Origin of the sequence: Paraburkholderia sp. BL9I2N2 (genome assembly GCF_004339745.1) — a bacterium.
Taxonomy (GTDB): Bacteria; Pseudomonadota; Gammaproteobacteria; order Burkholderiales; family Burkholderiaceae; genus Paraburkholderia.
This window is the reverse complement of record NZ_SMGP01000001.1, coordinates 3903961-3925793: the sequence shown is the minus strand read 5'-3', so window position 1 is coordinate 3925793 and position 21833 is coordinate 3903961. Positions and strand designations below refer to the sequence as shown.

The 21833-nt window shown below is 59.8% G+C and carries 23 protein-coding genes and 1 pseudogene; 15 read left to right on the top strand and 9 right to left on the bottom strand.

Going from position 1 to position 21833, the window contains the following annotated elements:
* Positions 1-22 precede the first annotated feature (22 nt).
* Positions 23-1285 (bottom strand): putative Na+/H+ antiporter, encoded by a 1263-nt coding sequence (locus B0G74_RS18055; protein ID WP_132376178.1) that lies wholly within the window; start codon positions 1283-1285, stop codon positions 23-25.
* Between the two features lie 212 nt (positions 1286-1497).
* On the opposite strand from B0G74_RS18055, the gene B0G74_RS47660 reads away from it, so the two are divergent.
* Positions 1498-1809, top strand: coding sequence for an RDD family protein (locus tag B0G74_RS47660; RefSeq protein WP_347814517.1), 312 nt, complete (start codon positions 1498-1500; stop codon positions 1807-1809).
* A 324-nt stretch (positions 1810-2133) separates the two neighbouring features.
* Here the strand turns inward: B0G74_RS47660 and B0G74_RS18040 are convergent, their stop codons facing one another.
* The gene (locus B0G74_RS18040; RefSeq protein WP_132376177.1) at positions 2134-2889 is read right to left on the bottom strand and encodes an IclR family transcriptional regulator; all 756 of its coding nucleotides are present in this window, start codon (positions 2887-2889) and stop codon (positions 2134-2136) included.
* A gap of 144 nt (positions 2890-3033) precedes the next feature.
* On the opposite strand from B0G74_RS18040, the gene B0G74_RS18035 reads away from it, so the two are divergent.
* The 6 genes from B0G74_RS18035 (at position 3034) to B0G74_RS18015 (ending at position 8654) form a co-directional block, all read left to right on the top strand.
* Positions 3034-4305, top strand: coding sequence for an aromatic ring-hydroxylating dioxygenase subunit alpha (locus B0G74_RS18035; protein WP_132376176.1), 1272 nt, complete (start codon positions 3034-3036; stop codon positions 4303-4305).
* Positions 4306-4365: 60 nt separating this feature from the next.
* Entirely contained in the window at positions 4366-5145 is a 780-nt protein-coding gene (locus B0G74_RS18030; RefSeq protein WP_132376175.1) for an SDR family oxidoreductase, read from the top strand.
* An 11-nt stretch (positions 5146-5156) separates the two neighbouring features.
* Positions 5157-6122: a PDR/VanB family oxidoreductase gene (locus tag B0G74_RS18025; protein ID WP_132376174.1), complete on the top strand. Its 966-nt coding sequence runs from the start codon at positions 5157-5159 to the stop codon at positions 6120-6122.
* 100 nt (positions 6123-6222) lie between these two features.
* Complete coding sequence (locus tag B0G74_RS18020) at positions 6223-7473, top strand: MFS transporter (RefSeq protein WP_132376173.1); 1251 nt, start codon at positions 6223-6225, stop codon at positions 7471-7473.
* 94 nt (positions 7474-7567) lie between these two features.
* The gene (locus B0G74_RS47465; protein ID WP_279388590.1) at positions 7568-8047 is read left to right on the top strand and encodes a porin; all 480 of its coding nucleotides are present in this window, start codon (positions 7568-7570) and stop codon (positions 8045-8047) included.
* A complete protein-coding gene (locus B0G74_RS18015) occupies positions 8007-8654 on the top strand; it encodes a porin (protein ID WP_279388589.1) in 648 nt (215 codons plus the stop codon). The genes B0G74_RS47465 and B0G74_RS18015 overlap by 41 nt, the downstream gene beginning before the upstream one ends.
* A gap of 266 nt (positions 8655-8920) precedes the next feature.
* Here the strand turns inward: B0G74_RS18015 and B0G74_RS18010 are convergent, their stop codons facing one another.
* From B0G74_RS18010 to B0G74_RS17990, 5 genes are all read right to left on the bottom strand, one after another.
* A complete protein-coding gene (locus B0G74_RS18010; protein ID WP_132376989.1) occupies positions 8921-9544 on the bottom strand; it encodes an RNA 2'-phosphotransferase in 624 nt (207 codons plus the stop codon).
* Between the two features lie 82 nt (positions 9545-9626).
* Entirely contained in the window at positions 9627-10010 is a 384-nt protein-coding gene (locus B0G74_RS46690) for a hypothetical protein (protein ID WP_243658216.1), read from the bottom strand.
* 176 nt (positions 10011-10186) lie between these two features.
* On the bottom strand, positions 10187-10882 hold the full coding sequence (locus B0G74_RS18000; protein WP_132376172.1) for a hypothetical protein: 696 nt from the start codon (positions 10880-10882) through the stop codon (positions 10187-10189).
* Between the two features lie 11 nt (positions 10883-10893).
* Positions 10894-11529, bottom strand: coding sequence for a hypothetical protein (locus B0G74_RS17995; protein WP_102633009.1), 636 nt, complete (start codon positions 11527-11529; stop codon positions 10894-10896).
* A 178-nt stretch (positions 11530-11707) separates the two neighbouring features.
* The gene (locus tag B0G74_RS17990) at positions 11708-12091 is read right to left on the bottom strand and encodes a hypothetical protein (RefSeq protein ID WP_132376171.1); all 384 of its coding nucleotides are present in this window, start codon (positions 12089-12091) and stop codon (positions 11708-11710) included.
* A 302-nt stretch (positions 12092-12393) separates the two neighbouring features.
* Between B0G74_RS17990 and B0G74_RS17985 the strand changes: the two genes are divergently transcribed.
* Positions 12394-12726: a helix-turn-helix transcriptional regulator gene (locus tag B0G74_RS17985; protein WP_132376170.1), complete on the top strand. Its 333-nt coding sequence runs from the start codon at positions 12394-12396 to the stop codon at positions 12724-12726.
* 267 nt (positions 12727-12993) lie between these two features.
* Here B0G74_RS17985 and B0G74_RS17980 read toward each other — a convergent pair.
* Positions 12994-13188 (bottom strand): annotated as a pseudogene (locus B0G74_RS17980) (magnesium chelatase domain-containing protein); the annotation flags it as partial.
* A gap of 121 nt (positions 13189-13309) precedes the next feature.
* Positions 13310-13564, bottom strand: a complete 255-nt coding sequence (locus tag B0G74_RS17975) for an accessory factor UbiK family protein (protein ID WP_012431591.1) — start codon at positions 13562-13564, stop codon at positions 13310-13312.
* Positions 13565-13991: 427 nt separating this feature from the next.
* On the opposite strand from B0G74_RS17975, the gene B0G74_RS17970 reads away from it, so the two are divergent.
* The 7 genes from B0G74_RS17970 (at position 13992) to ptsP (ending at position 21755) form a co-directional block, all read left to right on the top strand.
* A complete protein-coding gene (locus tag B0G74_RS17970) occupies positions 13992-14330 on the top strand; it encodes a P-II family nitrogen regulator (protein WP_006048089.1) in 339 nt (112 codons plus the stop codon).
* A 44-nt stretch (positions 14331-14374) separates the two neighbouring features.
* Entirely contained in the window at positions 14375-15883 is a 1509-nt protein-coding gene (locus tag B0G74_RS17965; protein ID WP_132376168.1) for an ammonium transporter, read from the top strand.
* Positions 15884-16119: 236 nt separating this feature from the next.
* The gene (gshA, locus tag B0G74_RS17960; protein WP_012431593.1) at positions 16120-17409 is read left to right on the top strand and encodes a glutamate--cysteine ligase; all 1290 of its coding nucleotides are present in this window, start codon (positions 16120-16122) and stop codon (positions 17407-17409) included.
* A 102-nt stretch (positions 17410-17511) separates the two neighbouring features.
* Positions 17512-18468 carry a glutathione synthase gene (gene gshB, locus B0G74_RS17955; RefSeq protein ID WP_132376167.1) on the top strand — a complete coding sequence of 319 codons (957 nt, stop codon included), beginning with the start codon at positions 17512-17514 and terminating at the stop codon, positions 18466-18468.
* 342 nt (positions 18469-18810) lie between these two features.
* Positions 18811-19341 (top strand): PTS mannose transporter subunit IIA, encoded by a 531-nt coding sequence (locus B0G74_RS17950; protein ID WP_132376166.1) that lies wholly within the window; start codon positions 18811-18813, stop codon positions 19339-19341.
* 92 nt (positions 19342-19433) lie between these two features.
* Positions 19434-19703, top strand: a complete 270-nt coding sequence (locus B0G74_RS17945; RefSeq protein WP_012431596.1) for an HPr family phosphocarrier protein — start codon at positions 19434-19436, stop codon at positions 19701-19703.
* A 303-nt stretch (positions 19704-20006) separates the two neighbouring features.
* On the top strand, positions 20007-21755 hold the full coding sequence (ptsP, locus tag B0G74_RS17940; protein WP_132376165.1) for a phosphoenolpyruvate--protein phosphotransferase: 1749 nt from the start codon (positions 20007-20009) through the stop codon (positions 21753-21755).
* The last annotated feature ends 78 nt before the right edge of the window (positions 21756-21833 follow it).

Genomic DNA, 21833 nt, shown 5'->3' with positions numbered 1-21833 from the left:
TTGCGTCCGGGCAGAGGAGCACCTATAACATAAGGAAGGCGACGCCTGCGGTTACGGTCGGCAGGAGCGCGGCGCCGAGTAATTTCAGCGGACTCACCGCTCCTCCAGAAAACCGATTACCAAGTATCGCCAAGCCCGCGGGGTTCGGCGCGTTTGCAATCACGGTCAGTCCGCCGCCGGTCACCGCTCCGGCCACGAGCAGGTACTTTGCGCTGTCAGATAACCCAGGTATGAGCGACCCCAGATAGGTGATGGCGGCGTTGTCCATCACTGCAGTCAGACCTGTGGCGCCAAAGTACAGCGTCAATGCATCCATGGAACTCACAATCGGCTGAAGCCACCATTGTTGCAATCCGCCAAGCACAACGAGGCCGCCGAGGAAGAACGCCACCAGAAGACTTTCGCGAAGCATGAGAGGCGATTGATGGCGCTCGTAAGCGTGAGTGAAGCCCAGAAAAAAGAGGAATGCGCCCACGAACACGACGGCGTGATGCGAATTGATGACGACCAGAGCGAGGAACGCGATATGAACAAGCGTGACGCCAACTGGGACTCGCTGCGATTGGGAGACACCCGCGTCTTCGCTCCCTTGTGACGTCGGCACGCTCTTGGCAATCAGAGCGATGAAGGCCGTAGCATTGAAAAGAACGGCGAGCGCCGCCTTCCATCCAAAAGTCGCCGCCATGAATCCGGTGTTCCACCCCCAGGCGCTTGCGACCATCAACACCGGTGGCGCCGCGTACGCCGTCATGACGCCGCCGATTGATACGTTCACGAAAAGTAGCGCCAGGCCGAAATACTTCACACGCTCCGAGATTCGCGCGGAGAACAGTGTGTCGCGCAGCAATAGCGCGGCGAGCGTCATCGCTGCCGGTTCAGTGATGACGGAGCCCAGAAGCGGCACAGCGGACAGGGAGAACCAGATAACGGCCACTTCAGTGCGTACTGGCAAGAACCGCGAGAGATGCATCACGACGCTCGTTACCAAGACGAGAATCGGTCGACTCGCGGCAACCACCATGATGACAAAGACGAACAGCGCCTCCGTAAACTCACGATGCTCCAGGTACTCGATGGTCGCGTGCGACCCGACGAGCGCCCACATCAGGAGACACAGAATCAGCGCCCAGAATCCGAAGACGACCTCCACCTCCGCGAGGAAGTGGAAGACGCCGGCATGCCGCGGGAAACGGTGCGAGAGCTTCTCAATGCGTGCTACGGCGAACGTATGAATGAGAGCAAGGGCAAAGATAACGGCGGCAGAAATTTCAACAGAATTGGGCATTGAACAGGGTGCTGGAGACGCTTTCGTGTTGACGACCCGTCATAATATTACAAACACCCTACGCGCCAAATGTTTCTGCGGCGGCGACGTTGCATTCGCGGCACTTGCTCAGGCTAAGATGAAACGCTGGACGAAGGCCAACTGACTGATGCTGCAATCGCCTGGAGAATCCGACCTTGCCATGCGCTACCCCACCTATTCCCAGCGCGCCCGTGCCTTGTTCATTGATTCGCTTTGGTGGACCGTCATCGTGCTTTTTGTGCCTCGGACCGTCAACCCACGACCTGCTGCTGGCGCCTGACGCCTTTGCTTCGACCCTTGTCTTATGGCTGCTGGTAGGCCAGTGTGTCCCGATTCTCGTGACCGGCATTCTTTGGGCCGTATGGGGCACGTCTCCCGGTAAGCGCGTCTTGCGGTTGCGAATCGTGGATGCGGATACAGGTCTGCCAATGACGGTCAGGCAAGCTTTCTTGCGCACAGCGGGCTACATGCTCACCTTCGCGACGTGCGGAGGCGACTTTTGACAACATCACGAGCACGATTAAGGCGCGCAAGCACGGATTCCATGACTGCATCGATTCGGAAGAAATGTACATCGAAATGCTGACCGACCTTCGGGAGCAACGCTACATTCCCTGATGTTAGTCGCGCGGGCCGTACGTATTCCCACCACGCCAATACCTTGAAATGAGACCGTCTGGTGGAATCGCTGGTGACAGTAAGATAGTGGTCGCGCAGCCATCCGGTGTTCGCAATTTGGGCGCTTCCTGCCAAGCATCCCTTCGTTGCCTTCAGCTTTGAACTGAGCAACGAGGGTGTCCATGTCGGGCCGCGGCCCCGAATTCTCACTAGCCTTGCTGGCCGAGAAGCCGAGATAGAGCAACGGATGCGCGCTTAAGCAACTCTGCAAACTGCTCGACCCGCTGCTCGGTGACCCGGACGCTCGGACCAAAGATGCATAGCGAGCCTGCGACCTGATTGGCCCCGTTGAAGAAGGGTGCCGCAACGGCGACGGCGCCATCAATCAATTCGTGTTGGCTCGTACCAAAGCCTTTCAAACGAATTTGTTCGATGTCGTGAATCAACGCCGACACATCTTGGGCAGGGTCGGCGAGATAACGCGTTAATTCGTCTGGTGTGAGTCGCATTTGCGAAAGAATGGTGCGGCCGCTGGCGCCGCGCACCAGTTTTTCGCGGTATCCGACACCGCGTCGAAAACTAAGTGGCTGATGACTCTCCAGTTCCGCCACGCAAAGTCGATACGTGTCGTCTGGAACAAACAGAGCGACCGTTTCGGATGTCGCCTCCCAAAGGTTGCGGAGCACCGGCTGCGCCAGTTCGGCGATTTTGTGTTCGCTCAGCCAGACGTGGGCTAACTGCGCCACCGAGCTTCCTAGGTGGAACCGCTGCGGTTCGCCTGACGATGCGACGAACCCCGCCCGCTCCAATGTGCTTAGCAACCGATACAACGTCGGACGGCTGAGGTTCACTCGCCCAAGCAACTCAGCGACGGTTAAAGATTCATCTCCCGGTCTGAATGCCAACAGTATGTCCAAAGCTCGCTCCACCGCACGAACGCTCTCGTGCGCCTTTTTTTCTTCCATGTTCCGCTGTCCCCTTGGGCAATACCGTCTGCGCCATTGTAGAGAAACTACCTACCCGCAGATGCTTGACTTCAAATTCCATGTCCGTAGAATGAGAACACAATCTCACCAGACGGACAACGTCGTTACGAATGGAGTTTGAGCATGGACAAGAACATGTCGGAAACGCTCGTGCGCACTGGCCCGGGCACCGCGATGGGCAATCTGATGCGGCGTTACTGGGTGCCGACCCTGCTGGCAAGCGAAATCGCCGAGCCGGACTGCCCGCCGGTGCGCGTGCAAATTCTCGGAGAAAAGTTGCTTGCGTTCCGGGACTCGGACGGCAATGCCGCGCTGATTAACGAGTTCTGCTCGCATCGCGGTGTGTCGCTTTATTTCGGGCGCAACGAGGAAAACGGCATCCGCTGCTCGTATCACGGCCTCAAATTCGACCGAAACGGCGACTGCGTCGAGGTACCGTCCGCGCCGCAGGCGTGCAAGCACATGAGCATCACTGCGTACCCGTGTATCGAGCGCGCAGGCATTGTGTGGGCTTACATGGGTCCGAAGGACAAGCAACCGGCACCGCCGGACCTCGAGTGGTGCAACTTGCCGCCGGACCATGTGTTCGTATCAAAGCGGCTGCAGGAGTCCAACTATTTGCAGGCGATGGAAGGCGGCATCGACACGAGCCACGTGTCGTACGTTCACCGCTACGAGGTCGACGAAGACCCGATGCACCAGGGCACCAAAGCGCTCGAATACATCAAGGCGGACGGCAACGTTATCTTCGAAATCGAGAAACAGCCGTTCGGTCTCACGCTCTTCGGGCGCCGAAATGGCGAGCCGGATTCTTACTACTGGCGAATCACACAGTACCTGTTCCCGTGGTACACGCTTATTCCTCCGTTTGGCGACCACTCGCTGGCGGGCCATGTCTGGGTGCCAATTGACGACCATACCTGCTGGGCGTGGAGTATCAACTTCCGTCCGGACCGTCCATTGTCCGAGGACGAGATGAACGACCTGAATGCAGGCAAGGGCATTCACTGCGAATACGAGCCGGGCACCTTCCGTCCGAAGGCGAACAAGGACAATGACTACCTGATTGACCGTCAGGCCCAAAAGGACAAGCGCGCTTACTCAGGCGTCTTCGGCTTCGCGATGCAGGACGCGTCACTGCAGGAAAGCATGGGTCCCATTCAGGACCACAGCAAAGAGAAGCTGCTGCCGACGGACCGCGCCATCGTAATGGCTCGACGCATGCTCTATGAGGCAGCGACTGCCTTGCAGCTTGACACTGACCCGCCCGCAATCGATGCAAACCAGCAGCGCGTGCGCGCGGCCGGCGCCTTGCTCCCGCGTGACCAGAAACCGCAAGAGTGGGCTGTCATCCATCTCTCGGATGGCAAGGGCCAGCCGATTTACTCCATCTGAGCGCGCTCAACGCTCACCATTCTTCTCTGTATAAGGAGGCCGGCACCATGCCGGCGTGAGATGCAAGGTTCAAGACTAAGAGACAAAGTCGCGCTGATTACTGGCGGCGGAGGCGGCATTGGGGCCGCAACCGCGCGCGTGTTTTGCGACGAAGGTGCGGCAGTCATCCTCGTCGATGCAAATTCACAAGCCTTGGCGAACGTCGCCGACGACTTGCTCAGCCGTGACCCCGCGGCGAAGGTTCAAACCTATGTGGCCGACGTTGCGAACGCGGACCAGGCGGCGGCGGCAGTCGAGCTTGCAGTACGTGCGTTTGGGCAGCTTCACGTTCTCGTCAACAATGCCGCAATGCGCAACTACAGCGCACTCGCCGACGCGACGCCGGAAGAGTGGCAAAGCATGGTGTCGGTGAACCTGGTGGGCACCTCGAACTACTGCAAGGCGGCGTTGCCGTTATTGCGCAAAGCGAAATCGGCGAGCATCGTCAACGTATCGTCCTGCTTCGCGGTCACGGGCCGCAAAGGCATGGGCCTCTACGACGCGACTAAGGCCGGCATCCTTGCCATGACTCGCACGCTTGCGTTTGAGGAGGCGGTGCATGGCGTGCGCGCCAACGCAATATGTCCCGGCTCGACGTTGACTGATTTTCACGTCAACCGCGCGCAGGCAGCGGGAAAGAGCGTAGAGGTGCTCAAGACACAAAGGCAGGACACGTCGTTAATAGGACGATGGGCGTCTCCCGAGGAAGTCGCCTGGCCGATTCTATGGCTTGCAAGCGACGAGGCATCGTTTATCACCGGCACAACGCTGATGGTCGACGGCGGCATGTCGATTATGTGACGGTGGTGGCCATGAACGATTCCACACTGACCGTGCGGGTTGCGCGGCGCAATATTGAGGCTGACGGCATCGTCAGTTTCGAACTCACCGGTTTGGACGGTCGTGATTTGCCGGCGTTCGATGCTGGTTCACACATCGATGTTCACTTGCCAACGGGGCATGTGCGGCAGTATTCGATTTGCAGCGCGCCGCACGAGCGGGCACGCTATCAGATTGCCGTGTTACGGGAAGCGCAATCGCGCGGTGGTTCGGCAGGTATGCACGACGCCGTCAAAGAAGGAGATGAACTGCGGGTTAGCATGCCTCGCAATCATTTCTCTCTCGCGTCCGGTCCTGCGAAGCACCTGTTGCTGGCCGGAGGCATCGGACTGACTCCGCTGCTGTGCATGGCACAACACCTTGACCGTGCCGGCGAAGAATTCCAGCTGCACTACTGTGTACGCTCGCGTTCGCGTGCGGCCTTCCTCGAGCGACTTGCGGACGCATCCTGGGCTGGACGCGTCCAGTATCACTTCGACGACGAGGATGAGCAACAACGCCTTCGTCTTGATGCGCTGCTACAGGAGGCAACCCCGGATACTCATCTCTATGTCTGCGGGCCGCAAGGCTTCATGAATGCGGTGCTTGATGCGGCGCGTTTGAGCGGGTGGCCAGAGAGTCGACTGCATTACGAGTTCTTCTTGGCACCTGCCGTCGATACGTCGTCCGATGGCGCCTTTGAAGTATGCCTCGCGCGCACCGGCAAGACTGTAACCGTCCCCGCAGACCGCACGGTGGCGCAAACGCTCGCGGACGCTGGAGTCGAAGTGCCCGTTTCGTGCGAGCAGGGCATTTGCGGAACCTGCCTCACCCGCGTGCTCGACGGCGAGCCGGAACATCGCGACCTGTTTCTATCTCGGGAAGAGCAGTCGCGTAACGACCAGTTTCTGCCGTGCTGCTCGCGCTCGAAATCGAGGAGACTTGTGCTGGACCTGTAACGCCGCAATCCTGCAATACACGCCCGGCGCACACTGCGTGCCGGATGTCGAAACCGAAGAAGAATAAGGGCGGCGTAAGCGCGCCATACATGGAGGAGTCGTGGAAAAAAACCTGACGTCACCGGGTGATGCGCCGGGCGCGGACTGGGCCGCGTCAAGCGCGGGTGAGACGGAGGCTAGCCCCTACCGCTGGGTTGCTCTGTTCATCGTGTGGGCAGCATTTCTGCTCAGCTACGTAGACCGCGTCGCATGGAGCACGGTCGCAGCGCCCGTCGGCGCCTCGCTTGGTATCAAGGTGTCGCTCCTGGGTGCCTTCGTCACGGCGTTCTATGCGGGATACGTCGTCGCGAACATCATCGGAGGCATGCTGACCGACTTTCTTGGCGGTCGGGCCATGATGGCGCTCGCCTTGCTTCCACTCGGTGTCTTCACGTTCTTCTTTGGCGAGACGACCTCGCTGACAGTGGGCATTCTGATTCAGCTGGCAATGGGCTTTGCCGCCGGAGCTGATTATTCCGCCGGAATGAAGGTGATTCCCGCATGGTTCACGCGAGACCGCGGTCGAGCGATGGGCATTTACACTACAGCGACATCGCTCGCGGTGGTGCTCGCCAATGCAATCGTGCCCACCGTTTCTGCCCAGTACGGCTGGGCGAGCGCGTTTCGCATGCTCGGTGTCGCCACGTTCGCCTGGGGTATCGTCTCCGTTCTGTTTCTCAAGAATCGCCCGGGTGGCGAACGGGCTCCGGCTCGCAACAGTGCAAAGGAGATGCTTGGCCTCTTGCGCAATCGCAATCTGATATTCCTTTCCATTGCAGGTTGCGGCGGTCTATGGGCGACTGTTGGCTTCGGCGCATGGGGAAATGCGCTGATGACGCGCCAATACGGCATCACTCCTGTCGTGGCTGGGTCGATTATCGCGTCCTTCGGAATCGGCGCGGTCATTGCGAAACCCACGCTCGGCTGGATTTCCGACCTGCCCGGAATCTCGCGTCGGCTCATGTCCATTCTGATTCTGGTTGCGTTTGCCATCACTCTGGTGGTGTTCGGCATGTGCTCGACGGTCACGCAGTTCTACATCGTCGCACCGGTTCTGGGCGCATTCGCCTATGGCTACCTACCGGTTCTGATGGCACAGGTGAGCGATGCATCCGGAAAACGTCTGGCGGGAGCGAGCGCTGGTTGGACGAACGCCATCTGGCAGATGGGTAGCGCTGTGTCCCCGCTCGCGGTCGGACACGTATATGGCGGGACACATTCCATCGTGCTTGCCGCTCTTACGCTCGCCATAGGGCCGGTCATCGGACTTGTAGCGATGTTGTTCGTGAGCAAGCGCATCGCTCAGGTTTAATTCACGCCGAAAGCTCGGGCGCAAGTCGAAAATCGACTTGCGCCGCTGCAACACTAAGTTAGTACAACTACCAACATAAGGTAAGGAGACAGGCTTGAAATCGAACCACGCCACGCGACTGGTGAGGACTGTGTTCGCCGCTACGTTGTGCTCATCGGCAACTGTTGCAGCTCACGCTCAGTCCTCGGTGACGCTCTACGGCATCCTTGACTCTGGCGTCGAGTATGTCACCCATGCAGCCAAGCAAGGCTCCGGCACCTTGTTTCGTGTGAACACCGGCAATCGCATCAATTCGCGTTGGGGTTTCACAGGCAAGGAAGACCTCGGGGGAGGCCTGCGCTCCATATTCACGCTCGAATCGGGCTTCGCGACGAACAACGGCACCTTGCAGCAAGGTGGACGGTTATTCGGCCGCCAGGCGTTCGTTGGCCTGGAGAGCGACAGGTTGGGTGCGGTGATGGCTGGCCGGCAGATGACGCCGATGTATCGCTTTTTCCCTGGCGTTGGACCCTCTCAACTACTCCAGCTATGGCTTGTCCGCCCAGGATGCGCAGTTTGTTGGACGGGCCGATAACGCGCTCTCGTATCTGGGTCATGCCGGTCCGTTCGAGTTGAACGCGCTCTACAGCTTTGGCTACGATTCGACGATTGCCAATGGTGCCCAGGTGCCGGGAGAGTTCCGAGTTGGTAAGCAATTTGATATGGGCGGCCGGTATCGCCAGGGTCCATTTAACCTGACATTGGTTTATGAGCAACGGCAAGGTACGAGTGTTGCCTCGTCTGGCGACAGCGAGCGGCGCTATCTGGCGGGCGGCTCGTGGGCCATCGGCAATGCGACCCTGTACGCTGGTTACGAGGTCCTTCTAAACGACATTGCCGCTACGCTCGCGGCGTCACCGCCGCAGACCATGGCATTCGGAGGCCTTCGCTACAAGATAACGCCAGCGTTTCACGTTTCGGCGGCTTCGTACTATCACGCGTTCCGGAAGGTTTCGGCGCATGCCATAAGCTCAGGCGTCAATGCTGACTACCTGTTATCCAAGCGCACCACTCTGTACACGGATGTCACGTACGTCATCAACAGCGCGAAGTCTGCTTTGAGTGCGACAGGGTCGACAACCTCAGTCGCGACCGGCGCCAACCAGCTCGCGGTAGTGGTCGGCATCGTGCATGCGTTCTGAGTCGTAAGAGTCAGCAGGGCGGGACGGGTTGCGCGGAAATTGCCAGCATTGCTGCCGCGCGTCCGCGTCTCAGGATAGGCCTAACGCTGTGAATCTGTCCCGGAGAAGCAATCGCATGCACTAACGCATCGAGGCTATATTCAGACGGCTCGTGCTCGCGATGATTGAGTGCGTCGCCGCCGGCTAACGGACAGCTTCGACGTGGTTTGATGTTGCTGGGCGTCCCAAGACGCGCAACCTCAGCTCGAACGGGCGAGAACGCAACTTCATGGGCTTGGCCCGCGCTCGTCGGACGTCCACTTTGACAGGTATGCCACCGGCACAACCGGAGTAAGCCATACGCCGTTATCCGAGCGGGAGAAGGTGTATCCGTCCGCGTACATTTGCGCGGCAGCCACAACGAGGACCAATGGCGGACCGTGGCGAGCACCTACGCGCGTTGCCATGTCAACGTCTGTGCTCAGATGGACAGCGTGCCGGCTCCGAGGCGTCAATCCATCCGCAGCAATACTCTCCCAGTTGCTCCAAGCGGTGCCGTGATAAAGAACAGCCGGCGGCTCCATATCGGCATATCCGAGGTCCACGCCTATCGAGTGACCCTGTGCCGCTCGTATCCGCAGGCCGTCCGGAGATAGCGAAAAGCGCTTTTTGTCGTTTGTGGTCACGACCGCGAGGATGACGTCTCGCGTGATTGCCGGCAATGTCCTCAGTCGCTTTGACGCACCCGCCTTACGTGCGGTACGTTCTATTGCGCGTATCAGCTCATCAATAGATACCCAGCCTTGGCCGTCGAGACGGATACCGACTATCTCGGGTTCGTGGCGCAGAATCTTCGAGAGAAGTCTGCTCACGGCGACGTAGTTTTCCGGTGACCGCGAATCGTTGTCCATGTTCATAGAGGTTACAAGCCTGCGGGGGCATCCAGAATGTACAGTGAAGCCAGCTCGCAGTCGCCGCGGCGTTGCGTTCGTTTCAATCGGGTATCGGCCGCGTGGCGCGCAACTGCTCCAGTTCCTTGCTGAGTGCGTCTATTTGTGCTTGCATGCCGGCCGCTCGTTTCAATAGCTGTCCGACTGCATGCCAGTAGGCATATCCTAAGTCCCCGTCCTCTAGGCCCAATTCGTGAAGCTTGCGAAGCGCAATCTCAAGGTCAATATGGTTGTCCGAGTTCATCTCTTTTTCCGCTGATTTTGAGGCGTCGTGGTCGCGCTCTGTCGCAGGCTTGCGCCTGAACAAAATCCCTTCGTTCACGTATCTCCTTTTGATGCGCACCACGAACAGGCTGAGTACGAACCCGACTGCTGGCACGACCAGAAGTGCGGGGTTATTAAGCGCGAAGGTCAGGAGTTCTTTCATGGCGAGCAGACGTAAGAAACTGCGGTCTAGTGCCTACGTGAACAGCCGCGCGTATTGCTCTGCAAAGGTCGCGGCTTCCTCAACAACCGGCTCAACATTTTGGAGCCGATGCAGTAGCGGTAAGTTTCGGAAAACGAATTCCAGAATTTCTTCCACGGCCTCGAAAGGAGCTGTGCTCAGCGCTTCGTAAATTCTTCAGCGGCTTTCAGCACAGGCTTGACCTTTTTTATCGCGAGAAATTGGAGCGGCGTGGCGCCACCAAGAGCCTCTGTCGGAGTTGTGAAAAAATCCCATCTGCTCCAACCGGATGTATCGCCCAAGCTACGTAAGACCTTCGCGAAGTCGTTGTGATGAATCATGGGGGAGAGAAAAAATCCAGGGATGTACACCTCTCCTTCGAGCTCAACGCTAAAGACTTTCCCTGAAGCGAGAGATTTGCTCAGTTTCTTCTCTGTGACTCCTGCCGCTCCAATGTAGTCTTCCATACGTAGCAACTTTCCATGGTCCACGAGAGCGTGGCGCTCGGCATTTGCCGACTCACTCTGTATCGCATCCTCGTGTGTACGCAGTTTCGATTGCCGACGAATGCGCTTGCGTAAATTCTCGCCCTCTTGATGCAACGCGGGGAGGTCTAGGTTGAGTATCGTAGACACGCCGATGACTCTCCAGAGCTGATTCTTAAACATACGCCCGAGCTCCTCATCGGGGAGCTCGAGAAGTGCGTTCCAGCCTATGGGGTCACATAGGAGGGCAGCGACAACTGCACGATGAATCGCATGGTCTATCAGTGCCAGCCGTGCTTCTTCAGGCGAAAGAGCTTCTCGTTTTTGACGAGAGTGCCGCAGTACTCCATTGGTTGCAATTGGATTCATGGCGGTAGGTGTTAGTCGGAGACCGGCGTCGTTCTTGTGATACTAGAAAACGTCGCACTTAGTGCTTTGAAATCTGAAGCTGCGGCTAGTGCTCGCTCCACTTCCTCGCCCATTAGAAGCCTCAGTGGCGTGAGCCCTCCTAGAGACTCTGATGGCGTCGTAAAGAATTTCCATTTGCCCCAACCGGTTGAGTCACCCAAGCGCCGTACGACCCTCGCGAAATCCTTAGGGCTAACTAAATTCGATAAGGCGAACGTTGGGTAATACTGCGTGAACTCGAATTCCACAGCAAACACTCTGCACGACGCAACTTCTTCGCTTAGCTTCTGCTCAGTGATGCCTGCGGCTTTGCAAAAGTCCTCAGCGGGAAGCAGCCTTCCTTGTAGAACAAGGGAGTACCGCTCTATGTTCGCCGCAGAGACATTGGTCAACCCCGGAAGTTCTGAAGCTCGGCGGTTGGTCAGCCGCCCTTGCTTCTCGTCTTCCTCACGAGTTGAACTTAAATCCAAGTTCGACAACGTAGCGGTGCCGATGACTTGGATGAGGTGTGCTTTGAAGAGGCGCCCGACTTCCGCATCGGATAGGAAAAGACTTGCTTCAGCGCCTGTTGGGTCCGACAGCATCGCCGCAACGGCTGCATTTCGCATGACTTGTCGCACATCAGTGCTCGTATTACTTCCGGACCGCGGCATATCCATCCCTTTGTATTGCTACTTCAAACCTGCCGGTGCAGGACAAAGTCGAACGTCCGCGCCTAACGAATGGCGGGCCTTCTCGGACGACCTCGTTCTGGTGCTCGACGCAGATTTCGAGTCTCGCTCGTACTCAGCCGTTTTCGAAGCTCAATACTTTCACTAACCGCGGGCTCTTAACACGCCTACCGGATGCCGCAGGCGAACACCGTCTTGTCTCTCCGTCGGTGGTCGAATACCAGTAGTGCACGACGTCCGAATCTTCGGCTTGAACCTCTTGCCACAATCCGCTTACTCGACACAGCGTGACGGAAGCGTCAGCTTCATTGCGAGCCAACAGGTGAACCGAAAACGTTACATCGCCAAGATGCAATACCAGTTCAATCAGCGCCTCGGCACCGTCCACCAGCCAACCGTCCGGGCTCGCGCAGTCCGCACCGCCAGAGGAGGCTACGACAAAAAAGTTCAGCGTGAGGTCCGACCATCCAACGCAGCGCCACGGAAGAAGTGGCTGCATGAGCCTCTTCTTTATGGGATGTGGCTCTTCCCAGCTGCTGTCGGTAAATAGCATCACATGGGACCAACGAAATGAGGCTGAGCGTTACACCGGGTCTCCATCAGTTCCTCGTATAAGGTAAAACGGCAAGTTAACGTCGCCACAATCGCTAGCAAGCAGCGCGACAAGTCCTACGTGTCGGCAACATCCACGCGCCACGTCCATAGATGAGCAAAGTCTACGAAACTAAATATGAATAGTAAAGACTGTCAGTTTATAAACTGGATATTTACAAACTGTAGATTCAAGCGCTGCAATGATTGATGCTCCTGCCCCATATGGCAGACGAAGCAATTGCACGTCAGGAAGCGGTCCGAGACCGACTGTCGACGAATCTAAAATTATTTCGCGGCAAGCTGAGCATGTCCCAGGAAGTCCTGGCAGACCGTGCTGGTTTGCATCGCACTCATGTAAGCCAAATCGAACGGGGAAATGCCAACGTCGCGCTCGACACATTGGTCGCATTGGCGATGGCGCTAGGAGTCAGCGAGGCACAGTTGCTAACCGAGCAGGATGAACTGCCAATTCCGATGAAATCTGGGCGAAAGAAGGCTTTGGCGGACTCAGCGGTAAAGCTGCCACGGGCGAAGAACTGATTCCCTGTCGAGCGACCATTCCCAGTCCCTAATTTCATCGGGCTCTCGAATGTCCGAACCGCTAATACAGGGAAGTTAAAGCCGTGCCGCTTCCCCGTGTGCACAACTTCGCTGCCCACACCACGAGGGTGTGGACAGCCGCCTGACGGCGGTTCCGAAGTTGCACACACTTGAGCGTCTGACGCGCCCCTCGCGGGGCTTGCCCTAATTGAGAGAGTGAAAACCTTACCTAGAGCAAAAAGTCGCAAAACGCGGTTGACAACAGAAGATGCGTCGGACGGGAAAGTCGAAATTGCAGTTCTGCAGCGCCGCGCGCACGCGCTCGCGGCTTTCGCGCACTTCCAGATCAGGCAGCCCGACGATCGAGAAAGAGGGTAATCCGTTCGCGAGGTGGACCTCGACGGTTACTTCGGGCGCGCGGCCAGAGGCCGGCGCGCGACTGCGCACCACGGCAAGCGACATGTTTTCTCCCGTCGGACGGCGCGCCGAAGGCGCGCGCAAGTCCCCTAAAACGCTGATGACGTCACGGCTCGCTTGCCTGTGATGTGCAGCACTGCGCGGCGACTTCGCCGCGAGCAAAGCGTTACGGCGTTTGCGTGACCGGCAGCTTCTGTTCGAGCTCGGCGACGCGGCGTTCCAGCTCTTCCAGGCGAGCGCGCGTGCGCACCAGCACCTGGGTCTGGGTATCGAATTCCTCACGCGTGACCAGATCGAGCTTCGAGAAACCCTGCGACAGCATGGCTTTGACGTTGCGTTCGACATCTTTGGCCGGCGAGTTCTTGAACAGCTCGCTCATGCGGGCCTGAAAGTCGTTAAAAACATCGTTCGGTTGTTTCATGGTGTTCCCCTAGGTGCACAAAAACTGTGCATGTTTCGTTACGCCTGTGCTTTGTGACGGCGAATGGGCGGTGTTGGTGCATGGCCCGTTGCGTGCCGTTGCCGCATGAGCCCCTTTGGTGCGCGCCCGTGCGTTCAAAACCTTCGAACACTCTAGCAACGATCCATACGCCGCGCCAGCGTGCCCCCGCCAACGTTGGCCGTCCGGCCAGGGCGGCTTGCGCCCCTTTTGCCACGGCCACGGTGCGCAGTCTGACACAACATGGCATGCGAGTTGCTGTTACTGCCCCGCGCGCACTGCCGGCGCCTTTTTACCGGCAGCGGAACGAGACCACGCGAACGTGTTACGGGAACGCACGAGAGTTACGCAACGAAAGTCAGGCAACACGGGTTACGCAAACGGGTTACGCAACTAAGCGAGGGATTTCATGAAACTCATTACCGCAATCATCAAGCCGTTCAAGCTCGATGAGGCGCGCGAAGCCTTGTCGGCCATCGGCGTCTCGGGCATCACGGTGACGGAAGTCAAAGGCTTCGGTCGCCAGAAGGGCCATACGGAGCTGTATCGCGGCGCTGAATACGTCGTCGATTTTCTGCCGAAGGTGAAGATCGAGGCCGCTGTCTCGGACGACATCGTCGACCAGGCGATCGAGGCGCTCGAACGCGCGGCACGCACCGGCAAGATCGGCGACGGCAAGATCTTCGTCACGCCGATCGAACAAGTGATTCGGATCCGTACCGGGGAGACCGGCGCGGACGCTCTGTAATACCAAAAGATAGCGACACAGATAGCGACAAGAGGAAACGAAAGATGCGCAAATTAATGATGTCCTTGCTGATGGCCGGTTCGCTGCTCGCGGGCGGTATCGGCGCCGCCCTCGCGGACGACGCTTCCGCCCCCGCAGCCGCCTCGGCCGCTGCTTCCGATACGACGGCGAGCGCGCCGGCGCCGGACGCTTCGGCAGCACCTGCTGCCGCCGCGGCTTCGGCACCGGCCGCTGACGCGTCCGCCGCACCGGCTGCCAGCGCGGCTGCCGCCGCACCCGCAGCATCGGACGCTGCGCCGGCTGCCCCGACCGCGCCGTTCTCGGTCGATTCGTCGAAGATCAATTCGGGCGACACCGCCTGGATGCTGACCTCCACCGCACTCGTGCTGTTCATGACGATTCCGGGTCTGGCGCTGTTTTACGGCGGCATGGTCCGCAAGAAGAGCGTGCTCGCGATCCTGATGCAAAGTTTCGCGATCACCTGCCTCGTGTCGATCATCTGGGTCGTGGTGGGCTACAGTCTCGCCTTCACGCCTGGCGGATCGTTCATTGGCGGCTTCTCGCGCTTCTTCATGTCGGGCATGAACTACATCAAGGGCGACAAGGCTACGACGCTGACCGTCAGCCACCTCGCGCCGACGATCCCGGAAACGGTCTACGTCGTCTATCAGATGACGTTCGCGATCATTACCCCGGCGCTGATCACGGGCGCGTTTGCCGACCGTATGAAGTTCTCGGCCATGCTGGTGTTCATGACGCTGTGGTCGATCATCGTCTACTCGCCGATCGCTCACATGGTTTGGGAACCGACCGGCTGGCTGGCTAGCGCGGGCATCCTCGACTTCGCAGGCGGCACGGTGGTGCACATCAACGCCGGTATCGCGGCGCTGGTCTGCGCTCTGGTGCTCGGCAAGCGTGTCGGCTACGGCAAGGAAGCGATGGCGCCGCACAACCTGACGCTCACGCTGATCGGTGGCGCCATGCTGTGGGTAGGCTGGTTCGGCTTCAACGCGGGTTCGGCAGTGGCGGCTGACGGCCGTGCCGGTTTCGCGATGTTCGCCACGCAAGTGGCAACGGCGGCAGCAGCACTCGCATGGATGTTCGCCGAATGGGCAGCCAAGGGTAAGCCGTCGGTGCTCGGTATCGTGTCAGGCGCAGTGGCGGGTCTCGTGGCGATCACGCCGGCTTCGGGCTTCGTCGGTATGGCGGGTTCGCTGGTGATCGGTATCGTGGCAGGCGTGGTCTGCTTCTGGTCGGCAACGTGGCTCAAGCACAAGCTCGGTTACGACGACTCGCTCGACGCGTTCGGCGTGCACTGCATCGGCGGTATCGTGGGTGCGCTGCTGACCGGTGTGTTCGCGGTGAAGGACATCGGCGGCGCGGACGGCAGCGTGATCCTGCAAGCCAAGGGCGTGCTGACGACGCTGATCTACAGCGGTGTGGTGAGCTACATCCTGCTGAAGGGGATCGACATGGTGATGGGCCTGCGTGTAACAGAAGAACAGGAACGCGAAGGTCTGGACGTGACGCTGCACGGCGAACACGTCGAATAAGCAACGCACGGCGAGCCCGCGCTCCCGGGCTCGCTGGATCACGAATAAGCGCAGCGATTTTGGCCCGCCTTCATGGCGGGCTTTTTTCTTGCGGGCTATCTTGTAAACGGTAGTTTTCCCCGCCTATCATGGCGATAGCGAGAATGCATTCGCGTCCGCTTGCGAATGGAGAAACCGTCCCCAAATGGACAAAGCATTTGCTCTACAATCTTTTTTCTCCAGTCTGCGAGTGATCAATGGTTCCGCACCTAGTTACGGCGTTAAACGGCCCGCTGCTCGATCTTGAGCGGAAGATCCTCGACGCTACCCCCGCCATCGAACGCTGGTTCCGGCTCGAATGGCAGGAGCACACGCCGCCGTTCTACTGTTCCGTCGATCTGCGCAACGCGGGCTTCAAGCTCGCGCCGGTCGACACCAATCTGTTTCCCGGCGCGTTCAACAATCTGCCGCAGGAGGTGTTGCCGCTCGCCGTGCAGGCCGCGATGGCATCGATCGAGAAGATCTGCCCGGACGCCAAGAACCTGCTGGTGATTCCCGAACGCCACACGCGCAACGCGTTTTATCTCGAGAATGTCGCCCGTCTGGCCGCGATCATGCGCCAGGCCGGCTTGAACGTGCGTTTCGGCACGCTCGACGAAACCATCAACGGGCCGGTCACGATCGCGCTCTCCGACGGCCAGAAGCTCGTGCTCGAACCGCTCGAGCGCTCGCAGCGGCGCCTCGGCCTGAAGAATTTCGACCCGTGCTCGATTCTGCTGAATAACGATCTGTCGGGCGGCATTCCGCCTGTGCTCGAAAATCTGCACGAGCAGTATCTGCTGCCGCCGCTGCATGCGGGCTGGGCCGTGCGCCGTAAATCGACGCATTTTTCCTGCTACGACGACGTCGCGAAAAAGTTCGCGAAGATGGTCGAGATCGATCCGTGGATGATCAATCCGTACTTCGCGCACGTGGAAGGCGTCGACTTCCAGGAACGCACCGGCGAGGAAGCGCTGACGGACGCGATCGACGGGGTGCTGAAGAAGATCGCCAAGAAGTATCGCGAGTACGGCATCTCCGAAAAACCGTATGTTGTCATCAAGTCGGATGCGGGCACGTACGGCATGGGTGTGATGACCGTGCACGACGCGTCGGAAGTCGCCGCGCTTACCAAGCGCGAACGCGCCAAGATGGCCGCGACCAAAGACGGCCTCGAAGTGCATGACGTGATCGTGCAGGAAGGCGTGTACACCTTCGAGCGCATCGGGGAAGAAGTGGCCGAGCCGGTCGTGTACATGATCGACCGCTATGTGGTGGGCGGCTTCTATCGCGTGCACGGCAGCCGCGAGCGCGATCAGAATCTGAACGCGCCGGGCATGCACTTCGTGCCGCTCGGCTTCGAGCATACGGCGCTGCCCGACGCGCACGCCAAGCCCGGCGCGGCGCCGCCGAACCGCTTCTATATGTACGGCGTGGTGGCGCGGCTCGGACTGCTGGCCGCATCGGTGGAACTGGAAAAGACCGATCCGGAAGCGATTCAGGTCTAAGCCCCCTTGGGTGGTCGATGGCGGCATGCGTGCCGCCATCGCCATTTTCAACGACTATATTTACGATCAATGCCAAGCCCGTCAGGGCGCACCGGGACCTTCATGGACATTCTTTTCATCGCCGATCCGCTCACGCAATTCAAGATCTACAAAGACTCGACCTACGCGATGATGGCCGAAGCGGCGCGCCGCGGTCACGTGGTGTACACGTGTGAGCCGAAGCATCTGGCGTGGACGGGTGGCGACGTCGAGGCGAACGTGCAGCGCTTTGCGATTGTCGGCGACGTCACCGATCTGCATCGCGAAGTCTGGTACGACGCCGAACCGGCCGCGCCACGCACGCTCAAGAGCTTCAGCGCCGTGGTGATGCGCAAAGACCCGCCGTTCGACATGGAATACGTCACGTCGACTTGGCTGCTCGAAATGGCCGAACGCGGCGGCGCGCGCATCTTCAACAAACCGCAGGCGATTCGCGATCACTCGGAAAAGCTCGCGATCGGCGAGTTCGCGGAGTTCGTCGCGCCCACGCTGGTTACGCGCGACGCAACCCGCTTGCGCGCCTTCCATGAGGAGCACGGCGACGTGATCCTGAAGCCGCTCGACGGCATGGGCGGCATGGGCGTGTTTCGCGTGAAGGCCGACGGCATGAACCTCGGTTCGATCATCGAAATGCTGAGTCACGATGGCGCGCGTTCGGTGATGGCGCAAAAATTCATCCCCGAGATCAAGGAGGGCGACAAGCGCATCCTGCTGATCGGTGGCGAAGCCGTGCCGTATTCGCTCGCACGTATTCCTCAGGGCAATGAAGTGCGCGGCAATCTCGCGGCAGGTGGCCTCGGCGTGGCGCGTCCGCTGACCGAGCATGACCGCAAGATCGCCGATACGCTGGCGCCGGTGCTGGCCGCGCGCGGTTTGGTGCTGGTGGGGCTGGACGCGATCGGCGACTGGCTGACCGAAGTGAACGTGACGAGCCCGACGTGTTTCCGCGAGATCATGGATCAAACCGGCTTCGACGTCGCCGCCATGTTCATCGACGCCTTGGAGCGCGCGGCGGCTTGATGGCGCGGCCGATTGGCGGCACTTGAATGCCCGCCATGTCCCCCAAACTGTGTAGTAAATCCGCATCACGCAGCACGCCCGATTTGGCGCGAAAATGAGCCTGATACAATGCCCGCTCCTCCGCGCCAGGCGCAATCGCTGGCACTTGTTGGGTGTCACAGGCATGGTTGCGGACTGTAGGCGAGCGGTGTTTCGCCGGCGCAGGCACGAGGCCATGCGCGGCGGCCCGCTCGTCAAACGATGCGTTCCGGCCCTGATGGCCCACGGCCGGCAGAGGGCGCTGACGAACCGGGCTTTGGCCCGGTCCACGGTTCGGGGCCGTTCTTTTGCAGTAAGGCTGACATGGCAGGCATTCTGATCATTGCGCACGCTCCGTTCGCCACCGCGTTGCGCGATTGTATTTCGCACATCTATGGTGGCTTGCCGGCTCGCATCGGCGTAATCGACGTATCGCCGGATTGCGATCCCGTACAGCAGGTTGCGTTTGCGAACTCGGAAATCGAGCGCCTCAAGGAAGAAAACGGCGCGCTCGTCCTCACGGATATGTTCGGCGCCACGCCGGCGAATATCGCCGGCCGGCTCGCGTCGCTGCCGGACGTGCGCGTACTGTGCGGCGTCAACTTGCCGATGCTGGTGCGCGCGGTCTGTTATCGCGCCACGCCGCTCGACACGCTGGTCGACAAGGCACTCGCCGGCGCCACCAAGGGCGTGCATGCAATCGGACCGGCGACCCCGGCGCCCGTCGCGCCGACTGCGGAGTCCGGCGACTGTTTGCCGGCTCTGCCGCCCGATGCGGCGTGCGGTGGCGCGTGCTTGCCGGCCTTGCCGGCCGACGCGGACCTGACGCAGAAAGCCGACTCGGCTGGCTTGTAGATAGATCGGCCGACTCGTCAGGGTGTCAAACGCATTGCAACCGCTTAGCAGTTTCACTTTTCACAACACTTACCCGCGCTTCGGACCATCACATGCTGCAACAGGAAACGACTATTGTGAACAAGCTGGGGCTGCACGCGCGTGCGTCGGCCAAGTTGACGCAACTCGCGGGCAACTACCAGGCGGAAATCTGGATGAGCCGCAATGGCCGCCGCATCAATGCCAAGAGCATCATGGGTGTGATGATGTTGGCCGCGGGCATCGGCAGCACGGTGCTGATCGAAACGGAAGGCTCGGACGAAAAAGAAGCGATGGACGCATTGTTGAAACTGATTGCCGATAAATTCGGCGAAGGGCAGTGAGCTAACGCGTCCACGTTGCGATGAGCAAAAACGCCGCGGTTGTCCGCGGCGTTTTTTTTAGCGCGTGACAATGGCTAGACGGAACGCGCGTGAGGGCGCGCGCGTCGAGACGCACATGCAGGATTCGCATTGCCGAAACGCGAGACGGATGAAGGCGCATCAATACGGCTGCTTACGGTATTTCGTGCTGCACTGCACACAGCCCCAGCGCACCTGCAAAGGGCGCGGAATTTATAATGACGACCAGTGTCTGAGAGCATTGCAGCGGTTTGCCGCGGCATTACACAACTAGAGGAGGTGCGCGTGTCCTTCACGCTGCATGGAATTCCCGTGTCACGCGGTATCGCCATCGGGCGGGCTTATCTGATCGCCCCGGCTGCACTTGACGTAGACCACTATCTGATCGAACCCGCCCAGATCGAGAGCGAGATCGAACGCTTTCGCGCGGCCCAGCAACACGTGCATCAAGAGCTCGACACGCTGCGCGCCGATCTCGCCGCGGACGCGCCCAGTGAAATGGGCGCGTTCATCACCGTTCATTCAATGATCCTGAACGATGCGATGCTCGTGCAGGAAACCTTCGACCTGATCCGCACGCGCCGCTACAACGTGGAGTGGGCGCTGACCGAACAACTCGAGCGCCTGTCGCGTCATTTCGACGATATCGAAGACGAGTACCTGCGCGAGCGCAAAGCCGACATCGAACAGGTGGTGGAGCGCGTGCTGAAGGCGCTTGCCGGTGCGTCGGTGGCGCTGGGCGCTGGCGTGCACGGCGCCTGCGACGAGATGATCGTGGTCGCCCACGACATCGCGCCGGCCGACATGATGCAGTTCAAGACCCAGACGTTTCAGGGTTTCGTCACGGACCTCGGTGGCCGCACGTCGCATACGGCGATCGTCGCGCGCAGCCTGGGCATTCCGGCCGCGGTCGGCGTGCAGCACGCGAGCGCGCTGATTCGTCAGGACGACCTGATCATCGTTGACGGCGATCACGGCATTGTGATCGTCGACCCCGCGCCGATCGTGCTGGAAGAGTACTCATATCGGCAGAGCGAGAAAGCGCTCGAACAGCGCAAGCTGCAGCGGCTGAAGTTTTCGCCCACGCAGACGCTGTGCGGCACCCGCATCGAACTGTGCGCGAACATCGAGTTGCCGGACGACGCGCTCGCCGCGATCGACGCGGGTGCGACGGGCGTCGGCCTGTTCCGCACCGAGTTCCTGTTCATGAATCACAAGGACCGTTTGCCGGAAGAGGAAGAGCAGTTCGGCGCGTACCGTCGCGCGGTCGAGTTGATGAACGGCCTGCCGGTCACCATCCGCACGATCGACGTGGGCGCCGACAAGCCGCTCGATTCGATGAGCGGGGGCGACGGCTACGAAACCGCAGCGAACCCGGCCTTGGGGCTGAGAGCGATTCGCTGGAGCCTCTCCGAGCCGCAGATGTTCCTCACGCAGTTGCGCGCGATTCTGCGCGCGTCGGCGTTCGGCTCGGTGAAGATTCTGATTCCGATGCTCGCGCATGCGCAGGAAATCGACCAGACGCTCGATCTGATTCGCGAAGCCAAGCGCCAGCTCGACGACGCGGGCATGGCCTACGATCCGAACGTGCAAGTCGGCGCGATGATCGAGATCCCGGCCGCCGCGATCGCGTTGCCGCTGTTCCTGAAGCGGCTCGATTTTCTGTCGATCGGCACCAACGATCTGATCCAGTACACGCTCGCAATCGATCGCGCGGACAACTCGGTCGCGCATCTGTACGACCCGCTGCATCCGGCCGTGCTGCATCTGATCGCGTTCACGCTGCGCGAAGCGAAGCGGGCCGGCGTGCCGGTTTCGGTGTGTGGTGAGATGGCGGGGGATCCGGCGTTGACGCGTCTATTGCTCGGCATGGGCCTCACCGAGTTTTCGATGCATCCGAGCCAGTTGCTGGTGGTCAAGCAGGAAGTGCTGCGCTCGCATCTGAAGACGCTGGAGAAGCCGGTGGCGGATGTGCTGGCTTCGTTCGAACCGGAAGAAGTGCAGGCTGCGCTCAAGCGCGTGATGCTGGCCTGAGTCGCCGCGCTCGCTCCGTCAGATAAAGAAACGCCGCACGTTGTGCGGCGTTTCTTTATCAGCGTGCGGTTGAGGCGC

Coding starts and splice junctions, on each gene's coding strand:
- B0G74_RS18055 (WP_132376178.1), bottom strand. CDS start 1,285: ATGCCCAATTCTGTTGAAATTTCTGCCGCCGTTATCTTTGCCCTTGCT.
- B0G74_RS18040 (WP_132376177.1), bottom strand. CDS start 2,889: ATGGAAGAAAAAAAGGCGCACGAGAGCGTTCGTGCGGTGGAGCGAGCT.
- B0G74_RS18035 (WP_132376176.1), top strand. CDS start 3,034: ATGGACAAGAACATGTCGGAAACGCTCGTGCGCACTGGCCCGGGCACC.
- B0G74_RS18030 (WP_132376175.1), top strand. CDS start 4,366: ATGCAAGGTTCAAGACTAAGAGACAAAGTCGCGCTGATTACTGGCGGC.
- B0G74_RS18025 (WP_132376174.1), top strand. CDS start 5,157: ATGAACGATTCCACACTGACCGTGCGGGTTGCGCGGCGCAATATTGAG.
- B0G74_RS18010 (WP_132376989.1), bottom strand. CDS start 9,544: ATGGACAACGATTCGCGGTCACCGGAAAACTACGTCGCCGTGAGCAGA.
- B0G74_RS46690 (WP_243658216.1), bottom strand. CDS start 10,010: ATGAAAGAACTCCTGACCTTCGCGCTTAATAACCCCGCACTTCTGGTC.
- B0G74_RS18000 (WP_132376172.1), bottom strand. CDS start 10,882: ATGAATCCAATTGCAACCAATGGAGTACTGCGGCACTCTCGTCAAAAA.
- B0G74_RS17995 (WP_102633009.1), bottom strand. CDS start 11,529: ATGCGAAATGCAGCCGTTGCGGCGATGCTGTCGGACCCAACAGGCGCT.
- B0G74_RS17990 (WP_132376171.1), bottom strand. CDS start 12,091: ATGCAGCCACTTCTTCCGTGGCGCTGCGTTGGATGGTCGGACCTCACG.
- B0G74_RS17985 (WP_132376170.1), top strand. CDS start 12,394: ATGCTCCTGCCCCATATGGCAGACGAAGCAATTGCACGTCAGGAAGCG.
- B0G74_RS17975 (WP_012431591.1), bottom strand. CDS start 13,564: ATGAAACAACCGAACGATGTTTTTAACGACTTTCAGGCCCGCATGAGC.
- B0G74_RS17970 (WP_006048089.1), top strand. CDS start 13,992: ATGAAACTCATTACCGCAATCATCAAGCCGTTCAAGCTCGATGAGGCG.
- B0G74_RS17965 (WP_132376168.1), top strand. CDS start 14,375: ATGCGCAAATTAATGATGTCCTTGCTGATGGCCGGTTCGCTGCTCGCG.
- gshA (WP_012431593.1), top strand. CDS start 16,120: ATGGTTCCGCACCTAGTTACGGCGTTAAACGGCCCGCTGCTCGATCTT.
- gshB (WP_132376167.1), top strand. CDS start 17,512: ATGGACATTCTTTTCATCGCCGATCCGCTCACGCAATTCAAGATCTAC.
- B0G74_RS17950 (WP_132376166.1), top strand. CDS start 18,811: ATGGCAGGCATTCTGATCATTGCGCACGCTCCGTTCGCCACCGCGTTG.
- B0G74_RS17945 (WP_012431596.1), top strand. CDS start 19,434: ATGCTGCAACAGGAAACGACTATTGTGAACAAGCTGGGGCTGCACGCG.